Source organism: Duganella margarita (genome assembly GCF_009857535.1).
In the GTDB taxonomy this organism is placed as follows: domain Bacteria; phylum Pseudomonadota; class Gammaproteobacteria; order Burkholderiales; family Burkholderiaceae_D; genus Rugamonas; species Rugamonas margarita.
Window position 1 is genome coordinate 232722 of sequence record NZ_WWCS01000007.1, and the last position, 19728, is coordinate 252449.

10 protein-coding genes and 1 pseudogene are annotated in these 19728 nt (G+C 55.3%); 5 read left to right on the forward strand and 6 right to left on the reverse strand.

Features of this window, described 5'->3' with window-relative positions; all coding sequences use genetic code 11:
* The first annotated feature begins 24 nt into the window (after nt 1-24).
* Both GTP55_RS13575 and GTP55_RS13580 read left to right on the forward strand, forming a co-directional pair.
* Nucleotides 25-9915, forward strand: a complete 9891-nt coding sequence (locus GTP55_RS13575; RefSeq protein ID WP_161045465.1) for an RHS repeat-associated core domain-containing protein — start codon at nt 25-27, stop codon at nt 9913-9915.
* A complete protein-coding gene (locus tag GTP55_RS13580; protein ID WP_161045466.1) occupies nt 9915-10169 on the forward strand; it encodes a hypothetical protein in 255 nt (84 codons plus the stop codon). Before GTP55_RS13575 ends, GTP55_RS13580 begins: the two co-directional genes overlap by 1 nt.
* Before the next feature lie 106 nt (nt 10170-10275).
* On the opposite strand, the gene GTP55_RS13585 is transcribed toward GTP55_RS13580, so the two are convergent.
* The gene (locus GTP55_RS13585; protein WP_161045467.1) at nt 10276-10482 is read right to left on the reverse strand and encodes a DNA-binding protein; all 207 of its coding nucleotides are present in this window, start codon (nt 10480-10482) and stop codon (nt 10276-10278) included.
* Nucleotides 10483-10523: 41 nt separating this feature from the next.
* Here GTP55_RS13585 and GTP55_RS13590 point away from each other — a divergent pair.
* Together GTP55_RS13590 and GTP55_RS13595 are read left to right on the forward strand one after the other, a co-directional pair.
* A pseudogene (locus GTP55_RS13590) lies at nt 10524-11674 on the forward strand (IS3 family transposase).
* A gap of 926 nt (nt 11675-12600) precedes the next feature.
* The gene (locus tag GTP55_RS13595; protein ID WP_161045468.1) at nt 12601-12903 is read left to right on the forward strand and encodes a hypothetical protein; all 303 of its coding nucleotides are present in this window, start codon (nt 12601-12603) and stop codon (nt 12901-12903) included.
* An 80-nt stretch (nt 12904-12983) separates the two neighbouring features.
* Here the strand turns inward: GTP55_RS13595 and GTP55_RS13600 are convergent, their stop codons facing one another.
* Both GTP55_RS13600 and GTP55_RS13605 read right to left on the reverse strand, forming a co-directional pair.
* Nucleotides 12984-14384 (reverse strand): efflux transporter outer membrane subunit, encoded by a 1401-nt coding sequence (locus tag GTP55_RS13600; RefSeq protein WP_161045469.1) that lies wholly within the window; start codon nt 14382-14384, stop codon nt 12984-12986.
* A complete protein-coding gene (locus GTP55_RS13605; protein WP_161045470.1) occupies nt 14381-15622 on the reverse strand; it encodes an efflux RND transporter periplasmic adaptor subunit in 1242 nt (413 codons plus the stop codon). The genes GTP55_RS13600 and GTP55_RS13605 overlap by 4 nt, the downstream gene beginning before the upstream one ends.
* A 142-nt stretch (nt 15623-15764) precedes the next feature.
* On the opposite strand from GTP55_RS13605, the gene GTP55_RS29585 reads away from it, so the two are divergent.
* Entirely contained in the window at nt 15765-16034 is a 270-nt protein-coding gene (locus GTP55_RS29585; protein WP_202423699.1) for a DUF6447 family protein, read from the forward strand.
* On the opposite strand, the gene kefC is transcribed toward GTP55_RS29585, so the two are convergent.
* From kefC to GTP55_RS13620, 3 genes are all read right to left on the reverse strand, one after another.
* On the reverse strand, nt 16012-17856 hold the full coding sequence (gene kefC, locus GTP55_RS13610) for a glutathione-regulated potassium-efflux system protein KefC (protein ID WP_161045471.1): 1845 nt from the start codon (nt 17854-17856) through the stop codon (nt 16012-16014). The two genes, GTP55_RS29585 and kefC, sit on opposite strands and share 23 nt — an antisense overlap.
* A gap of 79 nt (nt 17857-17935) precedes the next feature.
* A complete protein-coding gene (locus tag GTP55_RS13615; RefSeq protein ID WP_161045472.1) occupies nt 17936-19084 on the reverse strand; it encodes an FAD binding domain-containing protein in 1149 nt (382 codons plus the stop codon).
* Complete coding sequence (locus GTP55_RS13620) at nt 19077-19718, reverse strand: DsbA family oxidoreductase (protein ID WP_161045473.1); 642 nt, start codon at nt 19716-19718, stop codon at nt 19077-19079. Before GTP55_RS13620 ends, GTP55_RS13615 begins: the two co-directional genes overlap by 8 nt.
* Between the last annotated feature and the right edge of the window lie 10 nt (nt 19719-19728).

Genomic DNA, 19728 nt, shown 5'->3' on the forward strand with positions numbered 1-19728 from the left:
ATTGAAATTACCCAGGAAATTCAAATGCGACTGCAATTCAAATTATTGTTCGGACTCTTCAATTTATCTTATAGAGTTGGGAGTACAGCTTTCAATAGAATTCAGTTTAGCGCATCCGTCAAAACAATTTTTATTGCATTAAGCTTAGCAGCTGGAGTTATTGCTGCGCCAGTCAGTCAGGCGGCGAAAGCTAATAATGTCATCCACTTTGCTACTCCACCCAACACGCCGCTCAGTGCCGGAACGGTAGGAATATCAGCCTCGCCCGACTCTGAAACGGTTGTCAGATTTTCAAGTTCATCATCGTCAGTATGTAGCGTTTCGAACGCTGTTTATAGCGGCGGGTCAACCTCGGCGACGGTCACCTTGCTGAGCGTCGGGACCTGTTCAATTGATGCCAATTCTACCGGCAACATTGATTTCAACGCGCCGCCTACTGCAAACCGTCAGTTTCAGGTTCTCAGTCCGGCGCTAATACCGCAGAGCATCAATTTCGGCTCCATACCGAATCATGTCTACCCCGGTTCCTTCATTGTGTCCGCCATCGCGACGTCGGGTTTGCCTGTAGACTTTTATTCGCGGAACAACAGCATATGCAGTGTTGTTGGCACGACTGTGACTTTATATTCTGTTGGTCAATGCACTTTGGTGGCTAATCAAGCCGGCGATAATAAAACATACAGTGCTGCGACGCCGGTTGAACAATCGTTTTTGATTACTCCGCCCAATCAAAGCATCAGTTTTGACACAATTGGTACCAAGACTTACCCCGGTTCTGTAGAGCTGAGGGCGATCGCGACGTCTGGCTTAACCGTGCGCTTCGGTGTCACTACATACAGTACTTGCAGCGTATCGGGTACCACTCTCACCTTCGTTTCCCCAGGCACCTGCAGCGTTTACGCTGCTCAACCAGGCAATGCCAATTGGGCCGCAGCTCCTCAGGTTACGCAAAACTTCACTATCCTGGGAAGTCAATCAATCACTTTTGATAGTATTGGTACCCAATTCTATCCCGGCTCGGTAACTCTGTCGGCCAAGGCAACATCACAGTTGGGCGTAACCTTCGCGGCGAGTGGCATCTGCACTGTGTCAGGTGCGACTGCAACATTTAACGGACCAGGTGACTGTACAATTTCGGCAAGTCAGTCAGGCGGTGGTCAATGGGCCGCAGCGCCCACCGTGTCTCAGGTTTTCTCTGTCATACTCCGTTCACAAAGCATCGACTTCCCGGTGATCGCAGATCAAAGTTATCCCGGTTCTGTACAAATATCTGCCAACGCGACATCTGGACAGTCAGTGTACTTCTCCTCCGCAACGTCGGACGTCTGCACAGTGGCAGGGAACCTGGTGACGCTCAAAGGCGCGGGTACATGCACAATTTTGGCGAATCAAGGCGGCAGCAGCTACTATTATGCGGCACCTCAAGTTAGCCGTTCATTCCGCGTACTGAAATCCCAAGCTATCACTTTTGCTACGTTGCCGCCGCTGCTGATTGCGGGTGGCAACAGCGCCACTTTGGTCGCCTCTGCCAGTTCGGGACTGCAAGTCCAGCTGAGCTCGACAACGCCAGCAGTTTGTTCGGTAGATGGCGCTACGCTTAAAGGCCTCACAACCGGGACGTGTACCGTGCTTGCTAGTCAAGCAGGTGATGGTGTTACTTTTGGCCCCGCTCAAGCGACCCAGTCTACTCAAGTCAAGGTGAACAGCGCCTCCTTTGACTCTAGCAAGCTGGACATGGTGAGCAGTTTGCCTTTGGGCGGAACGTACACTGCCAAAGTCACTGTGAAAAATGACGGGACATCGACATGGTTTGCAAACAAAGACTACTTCTTGGGTAGCCAGAGTGCTGAGAACAACACCATCTGGGGCCTTAAGCGGGTTTCGGTGGACACGGATGTTCCAAGCGGTGGGACATACACCTTCACCATCCCTGTGACAGCCCCTGCAACCGCCGGCGCATACCATTTCCAATGGAGGATGGTACAGGAGAACATTCAATGGTTTGGCCTGCCCACAGAAGATCGCATCGTTATAGTGGGTACGCCTACGGGGACCGCGACGGTAAGCTTAACTGCGTCCCCAATGAACAGTCGCGTTGCACCTGGGGCTCAGGCGAATATCGCCTTTACCGGCAAGAGTACTGGCGCTACGGCCGTCCTCAAGCTTGAGCTGTTCCGGGACATCGGATCTGGTTTCGAGAATTCACCAGTTTCTACGGTCACTGGTTCCGGCGCCGTGCAGGATTTTAACTACACCTACGCAGCCCGTTCCGGAACGTATCGCTTCAAACTGCGCAGCACCGATACGGCGCAAAATATCAGCGAATCGCAGCCAGTGATTGTGAACGTCACCGATAGCGCTATTGCCGGCAAAATATTCGGCGTGCGCGGGACGGCGGACGGCCTAGCGCAGGCATATGGCTGGGTTTGTCAGGTAGCCTCGACGCAAACGCTAGCTTATAGCGTGTACCTGGATGCGCCGGCATCACTGGGTGGCACGCTGTTGACGAACGGCACGGCGAATGTCACAACCGAAGCTGACAACCTCGCCGTCCAATCGCAGTGCCAGACACCCGGCGTCGGCCATCACTTTGTGTTTGATGTGAGTACCTATGCCGCGCAATACGCCGGACGGTCGTTCTACATACAGGCGCAGGGAACCGGAAGCAGCCAGGTGGTATTGCCGTGCGACGATAATAACTGCACGATTCCGAGCGGTCTGCGGATCGGCTTGACCACGCCCGTTGATGGCGACCGCTACCTTGCCCCGGCAACCGTGTTCGCCCGCGTGGCGGTGACTGGCGGCCAGGTGTATGACGAAGTGGCCATCAACATCAACAACGAGTGGATCGCCGCACAAGCGGATACGGAGCAAAATACCTTCTACGCCAAGAAACAGGATTTACCTGCGCGCGCAGACCCATACACGGTGTATGCGCGGCTTCGCAAAGGGACCTCTGTCATTTATTCTGCGCAGAATAAGGTCTTCGTGGATCCGGCCACCGGTATTACGCTCAGTGTGAGCGCGCCTACGGCGCAGACCAAGGTGATCGCAAAAACTGCAACGCAATTGGCAGCAAGCGCCTCGTTTCCGGCAGGCAGCCCTTACGTCATCGCAAGCGTCAAGTTCTACTCAAATGGCCAACTCATTGCGACCGCGGCCAATACGAACAACCTTTGGACGTCCAGTTGGACGCCGCCATTGTCTGCAACGGTAGACATCCTTGCCCGTGCATTTGACGGCAGTGGCAAAGTTCTTGCAGAGAGCTCACCAGTTCACATCATTATCGGCGGAGACAAGGGTCCGGCTGTACCGGGTTCTGAAGTACCTATTGCGGTTGATATGGTTGTGCCTCATCTGAGCAACGCAGACGCCGGAACGCTCCCCGGTAACCTCACCGTAGGCGCTGATGGAGCTGCCAGCTATAGCATCCCTATCGTTGTGCCTCCCGGTACAGCTGGTGTACAACCCGAACTGAGCCTCAATTACTCGAGCAGCGGGCTCAATGGTTTCGCCGGTTTGGGCTGGAGTTTGAGTGGTCTGTCAAGCATTCATCGCTGCGGCAAAACCATCGCGCAGGACGGTGTTAATGACCGAATTAGATTTAGCACATCTGATCGCCTTTGCTTGGATGGGAAGCGCTTGGTGTTGGCGAATCTTGCGCTAAGCGATGACAACTACTGGGCTAATAACGCCGAGTATAGGACTGAAATCACGGACTTTAGCCGGATCACCACCAATATTGATGATAAGGGGCTTCGCAGCTTTAAGGTGGAGACAAAGGCAGGGGAAATTCTGACGTTTGGTGCCTCGTCTACTAGCTATGTAACACCTATTATTACCGCCGTGAACAGCGGCACTACCGCATTGCAACCAGCAGCGAAATCGGGAGCCCAGTCTTGGGCGGTGGACAGCATCAAAGATAAAGTTGGCAACTTTATCGAGATTATCTATGAGCAGACTGAGCAAGGCGAACATCGACCAAGTCTCGTGCGCTACGGCGGCAATGGCTTGAAAGCGCACGCTGCTGTACAGATTAGCTATGAAAGTCGGCCAGATGCGTGGAAAAAATATATTGATGAAACTCGAAATGATTTGCGCAACCGCATCAGCCACATTCGCACATATGTCGGAAGCGACCTGAGCAGTACGCTCAGTAGTGCCACGCTGATACGCGATTATGTACTTAGTTACGAACAGAGCCCGACGAGTGGACGCAGCTTATTAAATTCCGTGCAAGCGTGCGCAAAGCTTATATCGAAGGCAACTGACGTATCGTCCACGGATTGCCTCCCGGCTACTACTTTTGCGTGGGGTAAACCGGATCCTTCGAAGACTGCTGGATTTGAAAGCAAAGGAATTTGGGCCGGCGGCCCTTCGTTGTCGACGTTCTACAATGCGAACGGCACAACTATCAGTGCCAACCACCCAGACTATTTTTCATTTAGCGATTTCGAAAATAACGGCTACACCGATATTTTAGAAAAGCGTGTCCGAGGAATCAATGTGCCCGTCGTAGAAGCGAATGACCTGCCGCAGGGAACGCTTCGCACCCAATATCGCTATTTCCATAATACAGGCAGCGCTTTTAGCGAATATAAATACCAGCTCAGTACTGGTGAGCCGTTCATTGTGCTTGAAACCGGCGATTTTGATGGCGACGGGTTCTTGGATATCTTGGTGACCACTGTTGGTAGTGGGTCGGGATCTGCCAAAATTTGCCTTTCGCCATTTGCCAAAACCTCTTTAGGCTCAACGGATACGCCGCTCTCTTTCGATTGCGAGGGCGGAAAGATATATCCTGCGGTTGGTGGTAATAGCGCAAGGGCACTTCCATATGTTGTGGACGTACTTGGCGAAGGGCGTTCAGCACATTACAGCACTAATATCAGCGATATTGCCACGGTGTGTATTCAAGGCACCTGCCAGGTCGACAAGAATCCGCCCACTGCGTTGGCAATGTTTTCGCCTAATGATACAAGTGTCGATTATTCACAAAATCAATATACCCGTCTGAACCAGATGGTGGACTTTTCGGGCGTGGGAAAGCCTTACGATGTTCGCTGGACGCGCGTCAACTTCGTCCAGTCTACGCAGGATGGTGGTGAAACGATCTACGATCCGCATTATGAAAATTTGACACCAAGAGTTGTTCTTAACAACTTCAATGCACCAGGCGCTGTCAACACCGGGGAAATGGCCAACTATTCCTATAAATCGTTCCCAGTTCCCCCCAAAAATACTTTTTATCAGCCTTATCTCTTCGACCGAGATACAGATATGGGAAGTATTTCCAACGATTTCAATGGCTCCGGCTACAACAGCTTGGCGTTCGGTTACCTGGTACTTAAATGGGATAGCAACAACTTTTACTACTCGTATGACGATGCGCAGTTCACGATTTGCTTGTCTACCGGACGTGCGCTGGACTGTGGGGTACGACAAAAATACAGTAAAGACCGGTATGTATCGGTGCGCGCCATCGGGCAATTCTTTGGTGATGGCCAAGCGACCATCCTGGCGGACGTCATGAGCTATCCTGCATTGAATAAGCCGCAGCCAAGCGGGGCGTTGACTATGTGCCGAGTAACTGGGGATGACACCACCTCTGGCACGGGCATCGAAGACACGAATATGGCGTGCGACACATGGGCAGGCTTTACGATGCCCGTAAAAGGTAGCCCCAATGCTGGAGACAACATCTTCTTTCTGGATATGATGGGCACAGGCCGCACTCAGATTTTGCAATATCACAGCGGAAAATTTGATGCGTTGAACAAGTGGGTGGCAGATGATCGTTGGGAAGTCTTTGCTCCAATTGATCTGGCGCCAGCGGGCCAAGCATTGGACCGTATCTATAAAGTCACCAATGGCTTGGGTGCAACCGGCACTGTGGAATACGCCGACGCGTTGACCGGAGGGATAGTTACTCGCTCTACTCAACCATCCTTGAAATACCCAATGCGCAACAATCCACGTACTGGGAAAATTGTCAGTCGCTTGTCAAACGCGAACGGATTTGGTGCGGGTGGTCAAATTTCGACCCAGACGTCTTACCGCTATGAGGATGATGCTGCGAACGTGGCAGGCCGAGGCTCGCAGGGATTCGCCAAAGTCAGTATCAAAGACGAGTTGAGCGGAATTGTATCCTCTTCGACTTACAGCCAAACTTGGCCATTCAGCGGTATGGCACTAAGCAGTTCAGTCGTTTCCAAAGATCTTGTGACCTTAAGTTCCACCGTAAACAGTCTTAAAGTGAATAGCATCTCCCAAACCAACGGCCAAGTGGTCTACTTCCCATACGTGGAAGTCATTGCTACTACGAGCAAAGATCTAAGTGGCGATGCCTTGGGAACGAAGACCGTCACTAACACATACGGAGATGCATGGGGGAATTTGACGAAGCAAACTAGCGAATTGGACGAGCACACCTATCTTTCGACGACGGTTACTGAATATCTGAATGACCCCAAAGCATGGCTTATCGGAAAGCCTTTGTCTGTCACCACAACGAAAACCGATGCCAACGCCAACAGCGTGTCGCGGAAGATAACTTACGATTACGATTCCACGACGGGGCTATTGAACTCATCTACTCAGATGCCGGATATTGCTGCATTTAAGGTTGTAACAACTTTCGATCGAACAGGAAATAAGTTTGGTTTAGTTAATAAAACTACCCAAACGTGGCTAAATCCAATTATCAATCCCAATCGCGCTACTGCATCCCAGCGGAGTAGAACTCTTAGTAGCGTGACGTATGATGCCAATGGACGTTTCCCCGCGACATCTACCAATGCCCTTGGACAGGTCGAGAGTTTTACTTTCGATGCCGGTAGTGGTTTACGAACTCGCGTCGATGACATTAATCAGCTAGCCACCATTTTTACTTACGATGCTTTTGGCCGCTTGAAGCAGGTATTGACGCCTGGTGGGACGCAGATTCGGGAATATAAAAAACTATGTGATACAGAATGCCCGAGCGGTGCTGCCCTTGTTTATATAGTTGATACATTTCATTCGAATGCCGATGGAACCTCCTTCTCTAGAATGGCTGTGCCAAGCATCCAGTACTTCGATAATGTTGAGCACTTGTTGGGATCATTAACGTGGGGTTTAACCGGTAAAAAAATTCGGACGTCCAATTCTTATGATGAGCGAGGCCGCGTTCAACAAATAGGTCGCCCTTATTTTGATGAGGAAAACGCTTTTTTCAAGCAAAAAAATGTTTATGATGATTTGAATAGAATTACTAAACTTACCACTTTGGACGAGGGAGGAAAATCTATTGATTTTCAAACTACATTCAAGGGATTGCAGATAGAAAAGCAAAATCCGAAAAATTATAAACGTGTGGAGAATTATTATCCAAACGGAAAATTGAAAAGTATTACTGATGAAAAAAATGGCAAAACCGTATTCGAATACGATGCTTTTGATAATTTAAATAAAACTACTGATCCGGAAGGGAACGTCAACACGATCACGTATGACGTCCTCGGCCGTAAAATTTCATTGAACGATCGTGATTTAGGTTTGATTGAATACAGTGTGGATCCGCTAGGACGCACATGGAAACAAACAACACCGAAGCAACGTATTGCCAAGACGACTAGCTCCAAGGAAACGTCTGCATTGACAGATTTCGATGATCTGGATCGGACTACTGCGCGTTACGAGACAGATTTAGAAAGTCATTGGTCCTACGACGAGGATCTGTCCCAGGGAGGTGGTAAAGCTGCAGGCAAGTTGACCCAGGCCTGGACACAGGCGGGGTCCTTTAGGGACTATGAGCGTACCCATTTATATGACGCTTTGGGAAGAAATATACAGACGACCGCGCTTGCGGGGGGGATGATCTTTGAAGATTTGATGTCGTTTGATGGGTGGGAGCGTCCATCGAAGGTCACTTACGATGCAATGACAACTTTGGAATTTTCCTATCGTTACAATGCAAAAGGATTTCAATATCAGGTGGTGAGGGGCGACATTGTATTGGCTGAAAAGCGGGATGCAGACGCCGAGGGCCGTGATCTTGAAATAAGATTGGGTAACGGACTAACTGACGTGCATGAGTTCTATCCGAGCACGGGGAGACCCAAATACGCATCTTTGACTACCACTACAAACAATGCTCTTCTCCAACAATCGTATACATTCGACGTCCTGGGTAACGTGGATAACTCCGCCTTGTATTGGAACGCATCAGTGTCGTCTCCAGCTACGGGCACGATTGAGAAATTTACCTACGACGAGTTGAACCGAGTTTATCAGACCACGTATTCAGGAGAATACGAGAACACCTATACTGGCTCAGGCAACATTAAGACCAAAGTCACGCCTTACTCTGGAAAGGCAACTTACACCTATCCGACTCCTGGACCGAACTCCGTTCGCCCTCATGCCGTGACAAACATCACTGGCATTGGAGACTTCACGTATGACGATAACGGTAACCTGAAGGCTGGCGATGGTAAAAATGTGACTTGGACTAGCTTCGACATGCCGCTGAAAATTAGTTCGTCAACGTTTGTTAGCCAGTTTATCTACGGACCTGAGCACCAACGTACTGTTCAGTGTAAAACTTCAAAGGCATGTGGCACTTATGCTATTTACTACGGTCGTGGACAAGAAATAAGTGTGCAAAGTGGGATCTTTACGCTTAAGACGTACTGGCCTTGGAATCTTGGTTTTGAAACTTTTGTAGATTCCGGTGATTCTGGTACGTCCAAACTGTTCTGGAACCACACAGACCGTTTGGGTAGCATTGTTGCAACTACGGGTAGTGATGGCACGCTACAAGATAGCTTGGGCTTCGATGTATGGGGGAAACGCCGTAAATTTGATGGCGCTTCAGCAGCGCTTGGGAGTAATCCATCACCAGACGATTTGGCAGGTAAGTTTGACAACAAGGGGTATACTGGACACGAGATGCTGGACGACCTAGACCTTGTACATATGAACGGTCGAGTTTACAATCCACGCATTGGTCGGTTCCTAAGTGCCGACCCATTCGTACCAGATCCGACCAATGGTCAAAGTTATAATAGGTACAGTTATGTCCTGAATAATCCCACCAATCTGACCGATCCAACTGGTTTCTGCGAAGGGAAAGTCAGTAGTTCGGATTGCGGTGAGAAGCGAGAGAAGGTGGTAGATCCGTCTATCCGTATTATTTGGATAAATCCACCGGAAGGCGGTGATCGCTCACAAACTGGTGGAAAAACTGGTTCTTCTGGTGAAAAAATCCAATCAGGAAAGAATGATCAAGGTAAGGTGGATTCCGGATCGGCCTCACCTAGCTCGACAAACAGTGGTGGCGGTGGCTCGACTTGCACGACAGGGAGTACGTCTGGGACGTGCAGCACGACTCATAATGAGTTTGTGCAGGATGGCGTCCCCACGATTGTCGCTAAACCCAATGGGCTTGTACGTGACAAACCCTCTACGTTTGGAGTAACCCCTGCTGACCGCGAGGTCGGTACCATGATCGGAATTGCCGCAAGCGGCTTGCCGTTTGATAGAGCAGCGGTGGGGCTGTACCGAGGCGCTCAAGCTATAAGAGCTGCACGGGCGGCTCGGGCGCTTAGAACTTCTGAGGGAATGGCGAACTCTGTAAGTGGTATGCGATTGAACGCTCAGCTTGCAGCGGAGCAGGCTGCCGGGGTAAGGGCACCTTCTGCAATTACAGAATATTCGGAGCATGCATTACAGCAAATAGCCGGGAGGGATGGCGGCATCGGAGTAAGCCAATCGGCTTTAGAAGATGCTTTTGCGAATCCTACGAACATTAAATTTGCGCCTAGTAAGTACGGACCTACTTTCCAATTTATTGGTCAGGATGCGACGATAGTAGTAAATGGCGAAGGCCGAGTAGTAACTGGCTGGGGAACAAGTGCAGGAGGGGTTAAGTGATGAAAATTGATCTGACATTACGGCAAATACAAATCGTTGAATCCATAAAGTCGAAAAGTGAGCTGAAGGATCAAATGATGTTGGATAAGCTTTTGAAGGGGGAAACAGACTTCAATGATATTGAAAATTTATGTTTAATCATAAATGGTGAATTTCTGATGGAAGGGATATTGCCTAGCTTTGAGCCTAACCCATATGGACTGGAACTCGAAAGCTTATTGGACTCAGTCAATCGCGCTCGTATTGCTCCATGAGACTCATCCCGAGGTCTTAGCTGCCACAAGTAAATGACCTCTTTGCTACAAACCACCCCGCTGGGACTTTCCGGCACGGGTGGTTTTTTTATAGAAAGTGCGAAAATCAGAGGCCGACGATTTCCGTCAAAAGCTGCTTGTTCTGGTCCAGGATGCCGAGGCGGTTTTTCTGCAATTTCGCTTCAAAGGCGACATCGTAGAGCGCGATGGCTTTGCGCAAAACCTCGCTTTTGGTGCAACTGCCGGCGACGGCCAATTGCTCCAGAAGTGCATTTAATTCTGGCGATACCGACAGGTGAATCGCCACGACCATTGTAGACACTCCTGAGCCATAATTTAGGCAAAGGAGAAATCATGAGTGGGAAGCGGTACACGGAGGAATTCAAAGTCGCTGCGGTCAAGCAGGTTATTGATCGCGGGCACCCTGCGGCCGAGGTCGCCGAACGGCTTGGTGTCAGTATCCGCAGCATCTATGCATGGACAAAGCGGTATGGCGTGCCCGAAGTCGAACGCAAAGCCCAGGACGCCCAGTCTGACGAGATGCGGCGACTGAAGGCCGAGTTGAAGCGCGTTACCGAGGAGCGCGACATCTTGAAAAAGGCCGCGGTGTACTTTGCCAAGACGTCCGGGTAAGGTATGCCTTCATTCAGGAAGTACAGGACGAATTTCCGGTGCGGCGCTTGTGCAAGATGATGGGAGTTCATCCCAGCGGCTTCTATGCGTGGTGCGTTCAGCCAGAAAGCAAGCGGGCCAAGGAAGACAAGCGCCTGCTCGGCCACATTAAGCAGTCATGGCTGGAGAGCGGCGCGGTCTACGGCTACCGCAAGGTATCCGACGACCTGCGCGCCTTGGGCGAGCGATGCGGCATCAATCGCGTTCACCGCATCATGCGCTCAGCGGGGCTGCGCTCGCAGACCGGATACGGCAAGCGCAAATGGAAAGGCGGCGGCATGCCATCGGTGGTGGCACCGAATCATCTGCAGCGGCAATTTAACGTGCTTGAGCCAAACCGGGTCTGGGTGACGGACATAACCTACATTCGAACCCATGAAGGCTGGCTGTACCTGGCAGTTGTGCTCGACTTGTTTTCACGCCAGGTTGTAGGGTGGTCGATGAGTTCGCGGATTGATACGGAGCTGGCGATGAATGCGCTGCTGATGGCGGTTTGGCGACGTAAGCCGGCCGCTCCTGTGATGGTTCATTCGGATCAGGGCTCGCAGTTCACCAGCAAGGATTGGCGCGATTTCTTGACGGCGCATCGGCTGGAGCCAAGCATGAGCCGGCGTGGAAACTGTCACGACAATGCAGTCGCTGAAAGCTTCTTCTAGCTTCTAAAACGCGAGCGCATCAAGCGCAAGACCTATGCAACCCGGGACGACGCCAGGCAGGACATCTTCGACTACATCGAGATGTTCTACAATCCGAAGCGCCGTCACGGATTTAATGACAGGCTTTCGCCAGCAGAGTTTGAGCGAAGGCATTTTGAACGGCTCGCGGGTGTCTAGCAGACTTGTGGCGATTCAGGTATCGCTCTCGCCGAACCCATAAAACCTTTTGAAATTCAAAAGCTTGGGTATCTCGTTGATAATCGAGTGGGAATAATTTGTTGGTACGCACTACTCGGCAAGCCTTCCATCTCGATCCAAGCGAAAATTGACGAGGTGAACAGCCGGAAATTTGGGGCAAATTTGGGGCAATGAAGGATCATTTTAGCGCGCTACAACGGTACTGCTTCGGTAGCTCTTCAATAACGCTCCAGTAGTGGCGGTTGCTGAGCTACGCTGCTGTAGCATAAATATCAAGTTCGAAACTTGCACTTCCCACCAGAATTCAAGTGATTGCAATCACTTACATAGAAAGCCGATCTCTTCAAAGATCGGCTTTTTTTTTGGGGCTGTATTTTTCTTCATTACGAGCTGTGACAGCTTTTCTAACGCCTCACGCTGGCATACAACTGAAGTTGGGCATATCGCATTGGTATAGATCACTTCTATCTATACAGTTCATTTTTGTAATTTTTTACACCCGGTCAGCCAAAAAATCGTGACGTTACTTCGCGTCAGCCTGGGTGACTTGCACGTTCGATGCAAGAAAGTGTGACTTTTGAGTGTGACGCCACTGCTGTGACAATGTGCGTATTTTCACGCGCCGATCCGGCTACCTGCACTGCGCCGGTTTATCACCGGTTTTCCCTATGAAAACCTGGTAACGGGCAGGTCTGTTTTCCTTCATAAATAGAGTAAAAACTGACGAGAAAAACTCACCAAAAATCACGCATTTTTCACCCGTCAATCGTGGTCGGAATTGTGAATATTCGATAGATTGTTTCCTTCAGGTAAAATTCTTCATGTAGATCAACACTTCGAAACTTGTTGGCTACCCGATTAACGGCGCCATCCAAATGATGTCCACCTCAACGAATTGTGTGAAAATGAACACTTTTACTAAAGCATTTGCCATCGTTCTGTTTAGCCTGCCACTGCTGGCCAGCGCCGCCGGAAAGACCTCGACCGCTGCCATGCAGGTCAGCTTTGAGGTGAAAGAATCCTGCACCGTTCAGAGCTCGGCCGCAGCCAGCGCTGCTGCCACCAAGGCCACCCCGGCCGTCGCCTGCCAGCTGAAAAGCCCGTACGCAATGACCCGTACCCAGGCCGTGGCCGCCAACACCGCCACGACCCAAACCACCGCCATCCGCCAGGTCAATGCTGCCGGCGAGTGGACCATCACTTTCTAAGTCCCTCCGTCCCACAATTGTTGACGGAGGTCCGTTGGGAAAAAGGCTTGAGATGGCCCGGCAATTTGTCGGTGGCCGTGTTAGCTGGCTTGCCAGCCGCCGCCGAGGGCTTTGTATAGCGATACCGTGGCCTGTAGCCGTTTGAGCTTCAATATACCCAGCTCATTTTGTACATCCGCCAGGCTGCGCTGGGTGTCGAGCACGGTCATCAAGTCTTCCGCCCCGGCCTTGTAGCGAATCTCGGACAAATTGAAGGCAACCCGCGCCTGTTGCATTTCGACCATCTTTAAGCGGCGCTGTTCGTCAAGACTCTTGATCTGGCCCAGCACGGTGTCCACTTCCGCCAGTGCCGACAACACCGTCGAGCGGTAGGCCTGCACCAGTTCCTGTTTTTGCTCGATGGCCAGGTCACGCTCGGTGCGCAGGCGGCCGCCATCGAAAATCGGCGCCACCAGCGAGGCGCCGACATTGGCGAACAGGTTTTGGCCATTCAGCAGCGACACCAGGGCGCTGCTCTGCGTGCCGGCCGACCCGGTCAGGCGTATGCTGGGAAACAATGCTGCGCGCGCCGCATCGACGTTGGCGCTGGCGGCTGCCAACACCGCTTCCGAGCGACGGATATCGGGGCGCCGCGACAGCAATTCCGACGGCAGGCCCGGCGTCACCTCCGGCAGGCTGATGGTATCGAGTCCGCTATCGGGCAAGCTAAAGGTTTGCGGCGGCCGGCCGAGCAGAATCGCCAGGGCAGATTGCGCCTCGCGCTGCTGTTGCAGCAAGTCGGGGATGGCGGCGCGCTGGCTGGCCACGGCGGAGCGCTGCCGTGCCAGGTCGACCGACGTGGCGGCGCCGACGCTGCTCTGGGCCTCGACCAGCGACAGCACCCGCTCGGCATTCCTGGTGTTCTCGCGCGCGACATCGAGGCGGTCGTGCAGCGACAGGACCCGCAGATAGGTCTCCACGATGCCGCTGGTGACGGTGAGGGCGACGGTCTGCCGGTCATAGACGTTGGCCCGCAGCGACGCTTCGGCTGCGGCGGCGCCGGCCTTGTTCTTGCCCCAGAAATCGACTTCGTACGACACCTGCAACACGCCGCTGGACGAGACATTGGCGTTGCGATGGCCGGCCAGCGGCAGATCCCGGCTGGCGCCGGCGGAAAGATCCACCGACGGCAGCAGCGTGACGCCGGCAATCCTGGCCTGGGCCTCGGCCTGGCGCACCCGCGACAGCGCGGCGGCCAGTTCCAGGTTGCTGGCCTGACCCTCGCTGACTAACTGGCTCAGCTCGACGCTGCCAAAGTGCTGCCACCACTGGGCGTCGGGCCATTCCTGGCCGGCCGGTGTTGCTGCCTGCGACCAGCCGGCCGGCAAGTCCATGGTCGGCACCGTTTGCTCCACCGGAATCTTGTGGGCGCAGCCTGCCAGCAGCACGCCGGCAAGGCATAAAGTCGGCATCCGGGCAGGCCGCAGGGCGCGTGGTTTCATGGCGTACCCGTCGGCGTATTAGCGACCGGCGTACCGGCAGCTTTGACCATCGGCGCTGCCGGCTTGGCGCGCAATGCCAGCGCCGGTACGGGGCCCACCAGCACTTGTTCGCCGGCCTCCAGGCCCGACAGCACCTGTGCCTGCTGCTGCGTGCGGACGCCGATTTTCAGCGTGCGTGGCACGACCTGCCGGTTGGCGTTCACCACGTGCACCTCATACATGCCGTCCGCATTGCGCTTGCCGAGTAAGGAGACTGGCAGCAGCACCGCATCCTTGGCCTGCGCGACGATGAACTGCACCTGGGCCGTCATCCCGCTCATCAGCTCCTGTTCCGGATTGTCGACTTCGAACAGGACATTGTAAAACGTCTGCTTGCCTTGCTCTGCGGTTCCATCGGCCGGTACCGGAATCACCTGGCGCAGCTTGCCCGACCATGTGCGGCCGGGATAACCAGGCGTCTGGAAATTGGCTGTCATGCCGCGTCGCAGGCGCGTCACGTCGACTTCCGCCACGCGCGCCTGCACCGTCATTTGCGACAGGTCGGCAATGCGCAGCAAGGGGCCGCCGGCCTGGCCGATGCTGACGGTTTGGCCGGCGCGCGCATTCAGCGCCACCACGGTGCCGCTGATCGGCGCCAGCACCTGCGTATGCTGACGGCTGTCTTCATCGGTTTTCAGCGTCGCCTGCAGCAGCTGAATCTGCGCGTTGATGGCGTCCGTGCGCGCGCGCGCTGATGACAGCGTCATCCGGCTCGACTCGTAGCTTTCTTCGCGGGTGGCATTTTGCGCCTTAAGCTGCGTCTGGCGCTTGAACTGTAACTCGGCGAAATCGGTCTGGGCCTGCTGGTCTGCCAGCTCGGCTTGCAGCCGCGCCATCTGGGCACGGTTGCTCTCAACCTGATTGGCCCGCACCGCCGGTGACATCTCCATCACCAGCTTGTCTTTTTGTACCGTGTCGCCGATGGCAACCAGCACTTCCTTGATCTGGCCGGCGATCTGGACATTCACGTCGGCAAATCGATGAAATTGTAACTTTCCGGTGGCGTCGACCAATTGCTGCACGTCGCCGCGCTGCACCGTGATCGTATCCAGCTTGACCTCCGAAGCCAGCGGCGGCGCTTCCGCCGGCTTCGGCGCCTGCGCTAACGCCACACCGGCATTTATCAGCAGCGCCAGCGAGGCCGCCGCCAGGCCAAGATGGCGATGGGTCCATAACGCGCAAGTATCAATATCGTTCATCAGTTTTACGTCGTCAAAAGCAGCGGGTATTCTAGCGCATTCAGGCTGGCCAGTGCCCCGCGTTGACAGTGCAGACCGTCAAAGCCATAATGCTGCCGCAGATTATTACTGATCTGCAAAGTATATTTAAATAAGGAAAATCATGAGTCTGCCGCAATACATCACCATCAATGGCACTTCGTACGCTTCGGAAAACCTGAGCGATGCCGCAAAAATGCAGGCGCAGAACGTGCAGGTGGTGGACGCGGAACTGGCGCGCCTGCAGCAGCAAGTTGCCATCGCCCAAACCGCGCGCAACGCCTACATCGCCGCGCTGATCGAGTCGGTCAAGGGCAAGGGCCAATCGGAAGTGGTGGCGGCGCCGAAAAAACCACGCGCGCCACGCAAGCCTAAGGCTGCTGCGGCTGCCTGATTGAGTCCGGGCCGGTACGATCGCCGGCCAGCAACTCTACATCCTTAAACGCTTCGGCGTCGCCGGCGATCATCTCTTCCAGCTCCAGCCGGCCCTTGCGGGCCAGCGACGCCATTTTTTCCTGATCCTGCTGGTGCGGATAGACTTCCATCAGCGTCTTCAGGTTGTGCGTGCGGAAGATATTAGTCGCGTGCGCGGCGCGTTCGGCGCTCACGCCCAGCTGTTGCAGCACCTTGCCGCCCAGCTGCAGCGCCGCTTCAAAGGTTTCGCGTTCAATCAGCGTCACGCCGCGATCCAGCAGGTCGTAGTAGTGGCTGACGTTGCGCGCGCGCGCCAGGATGGTCAACTCGGGGTAACGCTCGCGCACGGCGTCGACCAGCGCCAGGCTGTCGGCGACGTCGTCGATGGCGATCACCAGCGCGGTCGCTTTGCCGATGCCTGCCGCTTCCAGCAAATCGACGCGGGTGGCGTCGCCGTAAAACACTTCATAGCCGAATTTGCGCAGCAACTCGATCTGGTCGGGATCATGGTCGAGCACGGTCACGCCGATGCGGTTGGCGGCCAGCAGGCGGCCGATGATCTGGCCGAAGCGGCCGAAGCCGGCGATGATCACCGGATTTTCGACCTCGATGGTGTCGGCCTGGCGCTGTTTCCTGGCAGCGCGCAGATGCGGCGCGACCAGGCGGTCGTGCAGCAACAGCAGCAGCGGCGTGGCCACCATCGACAAGGTCACCACCATCACCAGCATGGCCGAGGTTTCCGGCGTCAGCACCTTGGTGTCGACGGCGGTGCCGAACACAACAAACGCAAACTCACCGCCTTGCGACATCAGCAGCGCAAAAAACAGGCGCTGGCTGCGCGGAATCTCGAACCAGTAGGCCATGCCATACAGCAGGGCGCCCTTGACCAGCAGCAGGCCGCAGGTCAGGCCGATGATCAGCAGCGGCTGGGCCCGCAGGATGCCGAAGTCGGCCGACATGCCGACCGCCATGAAGAACAGCCCGAGCAGCAGGCCCTTGAACGGTTCCAGGTCGCTCACCAGCTGGTGGCGGTATTCGGAGTCCGCCAGCAGCACGCCGGCGGCGAAGGTGCCCAGCGCCAGCGACAAGCCCACCCATTCCATCAGCAGGCAGATGCCGATAATCAGCAGCAGCGCGAAGCCGGTGAACAACTCACGCAGTCCGGTGCGCGCCAGATAGCGCATGATGGGATTGACCAGGCAGCGGCCGAAGGCGATCAGCGTCAGGAACACCGCCACCAGTTTGATGACGCGCAGCCAGCCGCCGCTGCTATGTTCGGCGGCGACGCCGGCCAGCAAGGGCACCAGCGCGATCATCGGAATCGCGGCGATGTCCTGCAACAGCAGAATCGAGAAGCTGGCCGAGCCGGCAGGGCTGGACAACAATTTGCGCTCGCCCAGCGTGGCGAGCACGATGGCGGTGGAGGACAGCGATAATCCTAGGCCGGCGACAAGCGCGATTTTCCAGTCGACGCCGAAGGCCATGCCGATACCCGTCAGCGCCGCACTGACGACCAGCACCTGCGCGCCGCCCCAGCCAAAAATCGGCCGCCGCAGTTGCCACAGCTTCTTCGGCTCCAGCTCCAGGCCGATCAGGAACAGCATCAGCACCACGCCGAATTCCGAAATGCTCAGCACGTCTTCCACATTGCCGATCAGCTTCAGTCCCCAGGGGCCGATGAGGGCGCCGGCGATCAGGTAACCAAGTACTGCACCCATGCCGACGCGCTTGGCGAGCGGCACCAGCACCACGGCGGCGATCAGGTAAAACGTTGCGTGCAGCAGAAAGCCATGTTCTTCCATAAAAATTCCGGATGGGCGCCAGCGGCGCGGGTTGACGATTGGCCAATTGTAGCCGACCGTCACCCCTGTGGCCTCTCTCTTACAGACCCATGATCTGTTGTCCCATGGAAATGCCGGAGTCGGTCACGCGGTAGCCGGCGTCCAGTTGCTGCTGTTGCCATTCCTGTAAGCTGGCGTCGATGCCGGGCTGATGATTGCGCAAGGCCAGCGCCAAGGCGAGGGCATTGGCCGCCGCCTTGGCCGAGCCGCCGGCGGTATGCGGACGCGGAATGAAGGCGGCGTCGCCCAGCAGGATGGCGCGCCCAAACACCATCTGATCAATCTGCAAGTCCTGGATGGTCTGCATGAAAATATCGTCGGTGGCCGCCATCAGCTCCTGGAATGCCGGCGCCAGCATGGCGCGGCCGTCAGCGCGCAAGGCGTCGGTGTATTCGTGTTTGGCGGTACCGGGCGGCAGGGAAAAGCCGTGCTGGTGTCCGTTGCGGTCCATCAGCACGCTTTTCAGCGTGTCCGCATCGATCTTGCGGTACCACACCCAGTTCCAGCGCCGCTCGCCCGGTTTGACCGAGCCGTCCTCGCCGGGCACCATGTATTCCAGCAGCATGTGGCCGGGGCCTTGCTGAAAGCCGAAGGTCCCCTCCAGCAAGCGGCGCACGGGTTCCGGCACGCGCAGTTCCGGCGCCAGCCCGCGCCAGGCCACGTAACCGGCATAGGTCGGCGCGCTATCGGGAAGGACCAGTTCGCGCAGGGTGGAGTGCGGCCCGTCGGCGCCGACCAGCAGGTCGCCCTCGGCGCTGCGGCCGCTGGCGAAGAAGGCGCGCACCTTGCCCTTGTTGCCGGGCTCATAGCCGACAAATTCTTCGCCGGTGTGAATCTGCCCGGCGGGGATGGTGTCTTTCATCAGCGTGTACAGCATGCCCCACGAGGTCTGCGTCTGCGGCATGAAGTTGCGGTAAACCACCTCGTCATGCTCATCCAGGTAAATCCGGTCGGCCGAGGGCACGCCGATGTTGTCGGGGATGCGGATGCCGGCGAAGCGCAGCGCCGCCAGCACGTCGGGTTGCAGCACAAGGCCGCCGCCCCGGCTGTCGAGTTCGTGCGGCGAGCGTTCGACGATGTCAAAAGTCCAGCCGATGGCCCGCAGCGTGATGGCCGTAAACAGGCCGCCGAGGGAGCCGCCGATGATGATTGCGTGGCGCGGAGTAGAAGGGCGTTCAGTATCATTCATGATTTTTCAGCTTTACAAGAATGGCGGCCATGGATTCCGCCGTCTGCGCACCGGCGATGCGGTGATGGCCGATCAGCAGGCTGGGCACGCTGTTGAGGCCGGCCGCATGGGCCTGCTCCAAGGCGGCATCCAGCAGCGTATCGGCGGTGTCGCTGTGCATATAGGCCAGCGCCGCCTGCGTATCCAGACCCTGCGCGGCGGCCAGGTCGGCCAGTACCGCCGGATCGCCGATGTTGCGGCCGTGCGAAAAGTAGGCCACGAACAGCGCCTCGAACAGCTGCTCGCTCTTTACGCTGTCGCCCGGCAGTTGCGCGTAGGCGATCAGCTTGTGCGCCAGCCGGGTATTCGGCGTGCGCTCGATGCGGTCGTAGTGGAAGTCCAGCCCGATCTGCTTGCCGGCCTGCGTGACATCCTCATCCATGCTCTGCGAGCGTGCCCAGTTGCCGAACTTGGCGGTGCGATAGGCCTGGCGGTTCAAGCCTTCCGGCGGCATGCCGGGATTGAGTTCAAACGGCAGGAAGCGCTGCTGCACCTGCGGCTTGCCGGCCAGCGCCAGCGCCGCCTTCAGGTTGGTGTGGCCGATCCAGCACCATGGGCAGATGAAGTCGGAAGTGATGTCGATAGTAATAGTCATGATTGCTCCT

Excerpts from the sequence above, each read along its gene's own strand:
- GTP55_RS13575 (WP_161045465.1), top strand. The coding sequence starts at position 25 with ATGCGACTGCAATTCAAATTATTGTTCGGACTCTTCAATTTATCTTAT.
- GTP55_RS13580 (WP_161045466.1), top strand. The coding sequence starts at position 9,915 with ATGAAAATTGATCTGACATTACGGCAAATACAAATCGTTGAATCCATA.
- GTP55_RS13615 (WP_161045472.1), bottom strand. The coding sequence starts at position 19,084 with ATGAATGATACTGAACGCCCTTCTACTCCGCGCCACGCAATCATCATC.
- GTP55_RS29585 (WP_202423699.1), top strand. The coding sequence starts at position 15,765 with ATGAGTCTGCCGCAATACATCACCATCAATGGCACTTCGTACGCTTCG.
- GTP55_RS13620 (WP_161045473.1), bottom strand. The coding sequence starts at position 19,718 with ATGACTATTACTATCGACATCACTTCCGACTTCATCTGCCCATGGTGC.
- GTP55_RS13600 (WP_161045469.1), bottom strand. The coding sequence starts at position 14,384 with ATGAAACCACGCGCCCTGCGGCCTGCCCGGATGCCGACTTTATGCCTT.
- GTP55_RS13595 (WP_161045468.1), top strand. The coding sequence starts at position 12,601 with ATGAACACTTTTACTAAAGCATTTGCCATCGTTCTGTTTAGCCTGCCA.
- GTP55_RS13585 (WP_161045467.1), bottom strand. The coding sequence starts at position 10,482 with ATGGTCGTGGCGATTCACCTGTCGGTATCGCCAGAATTAAATGCACTT.
- kefC (WP_161045471.1), bottom strand. The coding sequence starts at position 17,856 with ATGGAAGAACATGGCTTTCTGCTGCACGCAACGTTTTACCTGATCGCC.
- GTP55_RS13605 (WP_161045470.1), bottom strand. The coding sequence starts at position 15,622 with ATGAACGATATTGATACTTGCGCGTTATGGACCCATCGCCATCTTGGC.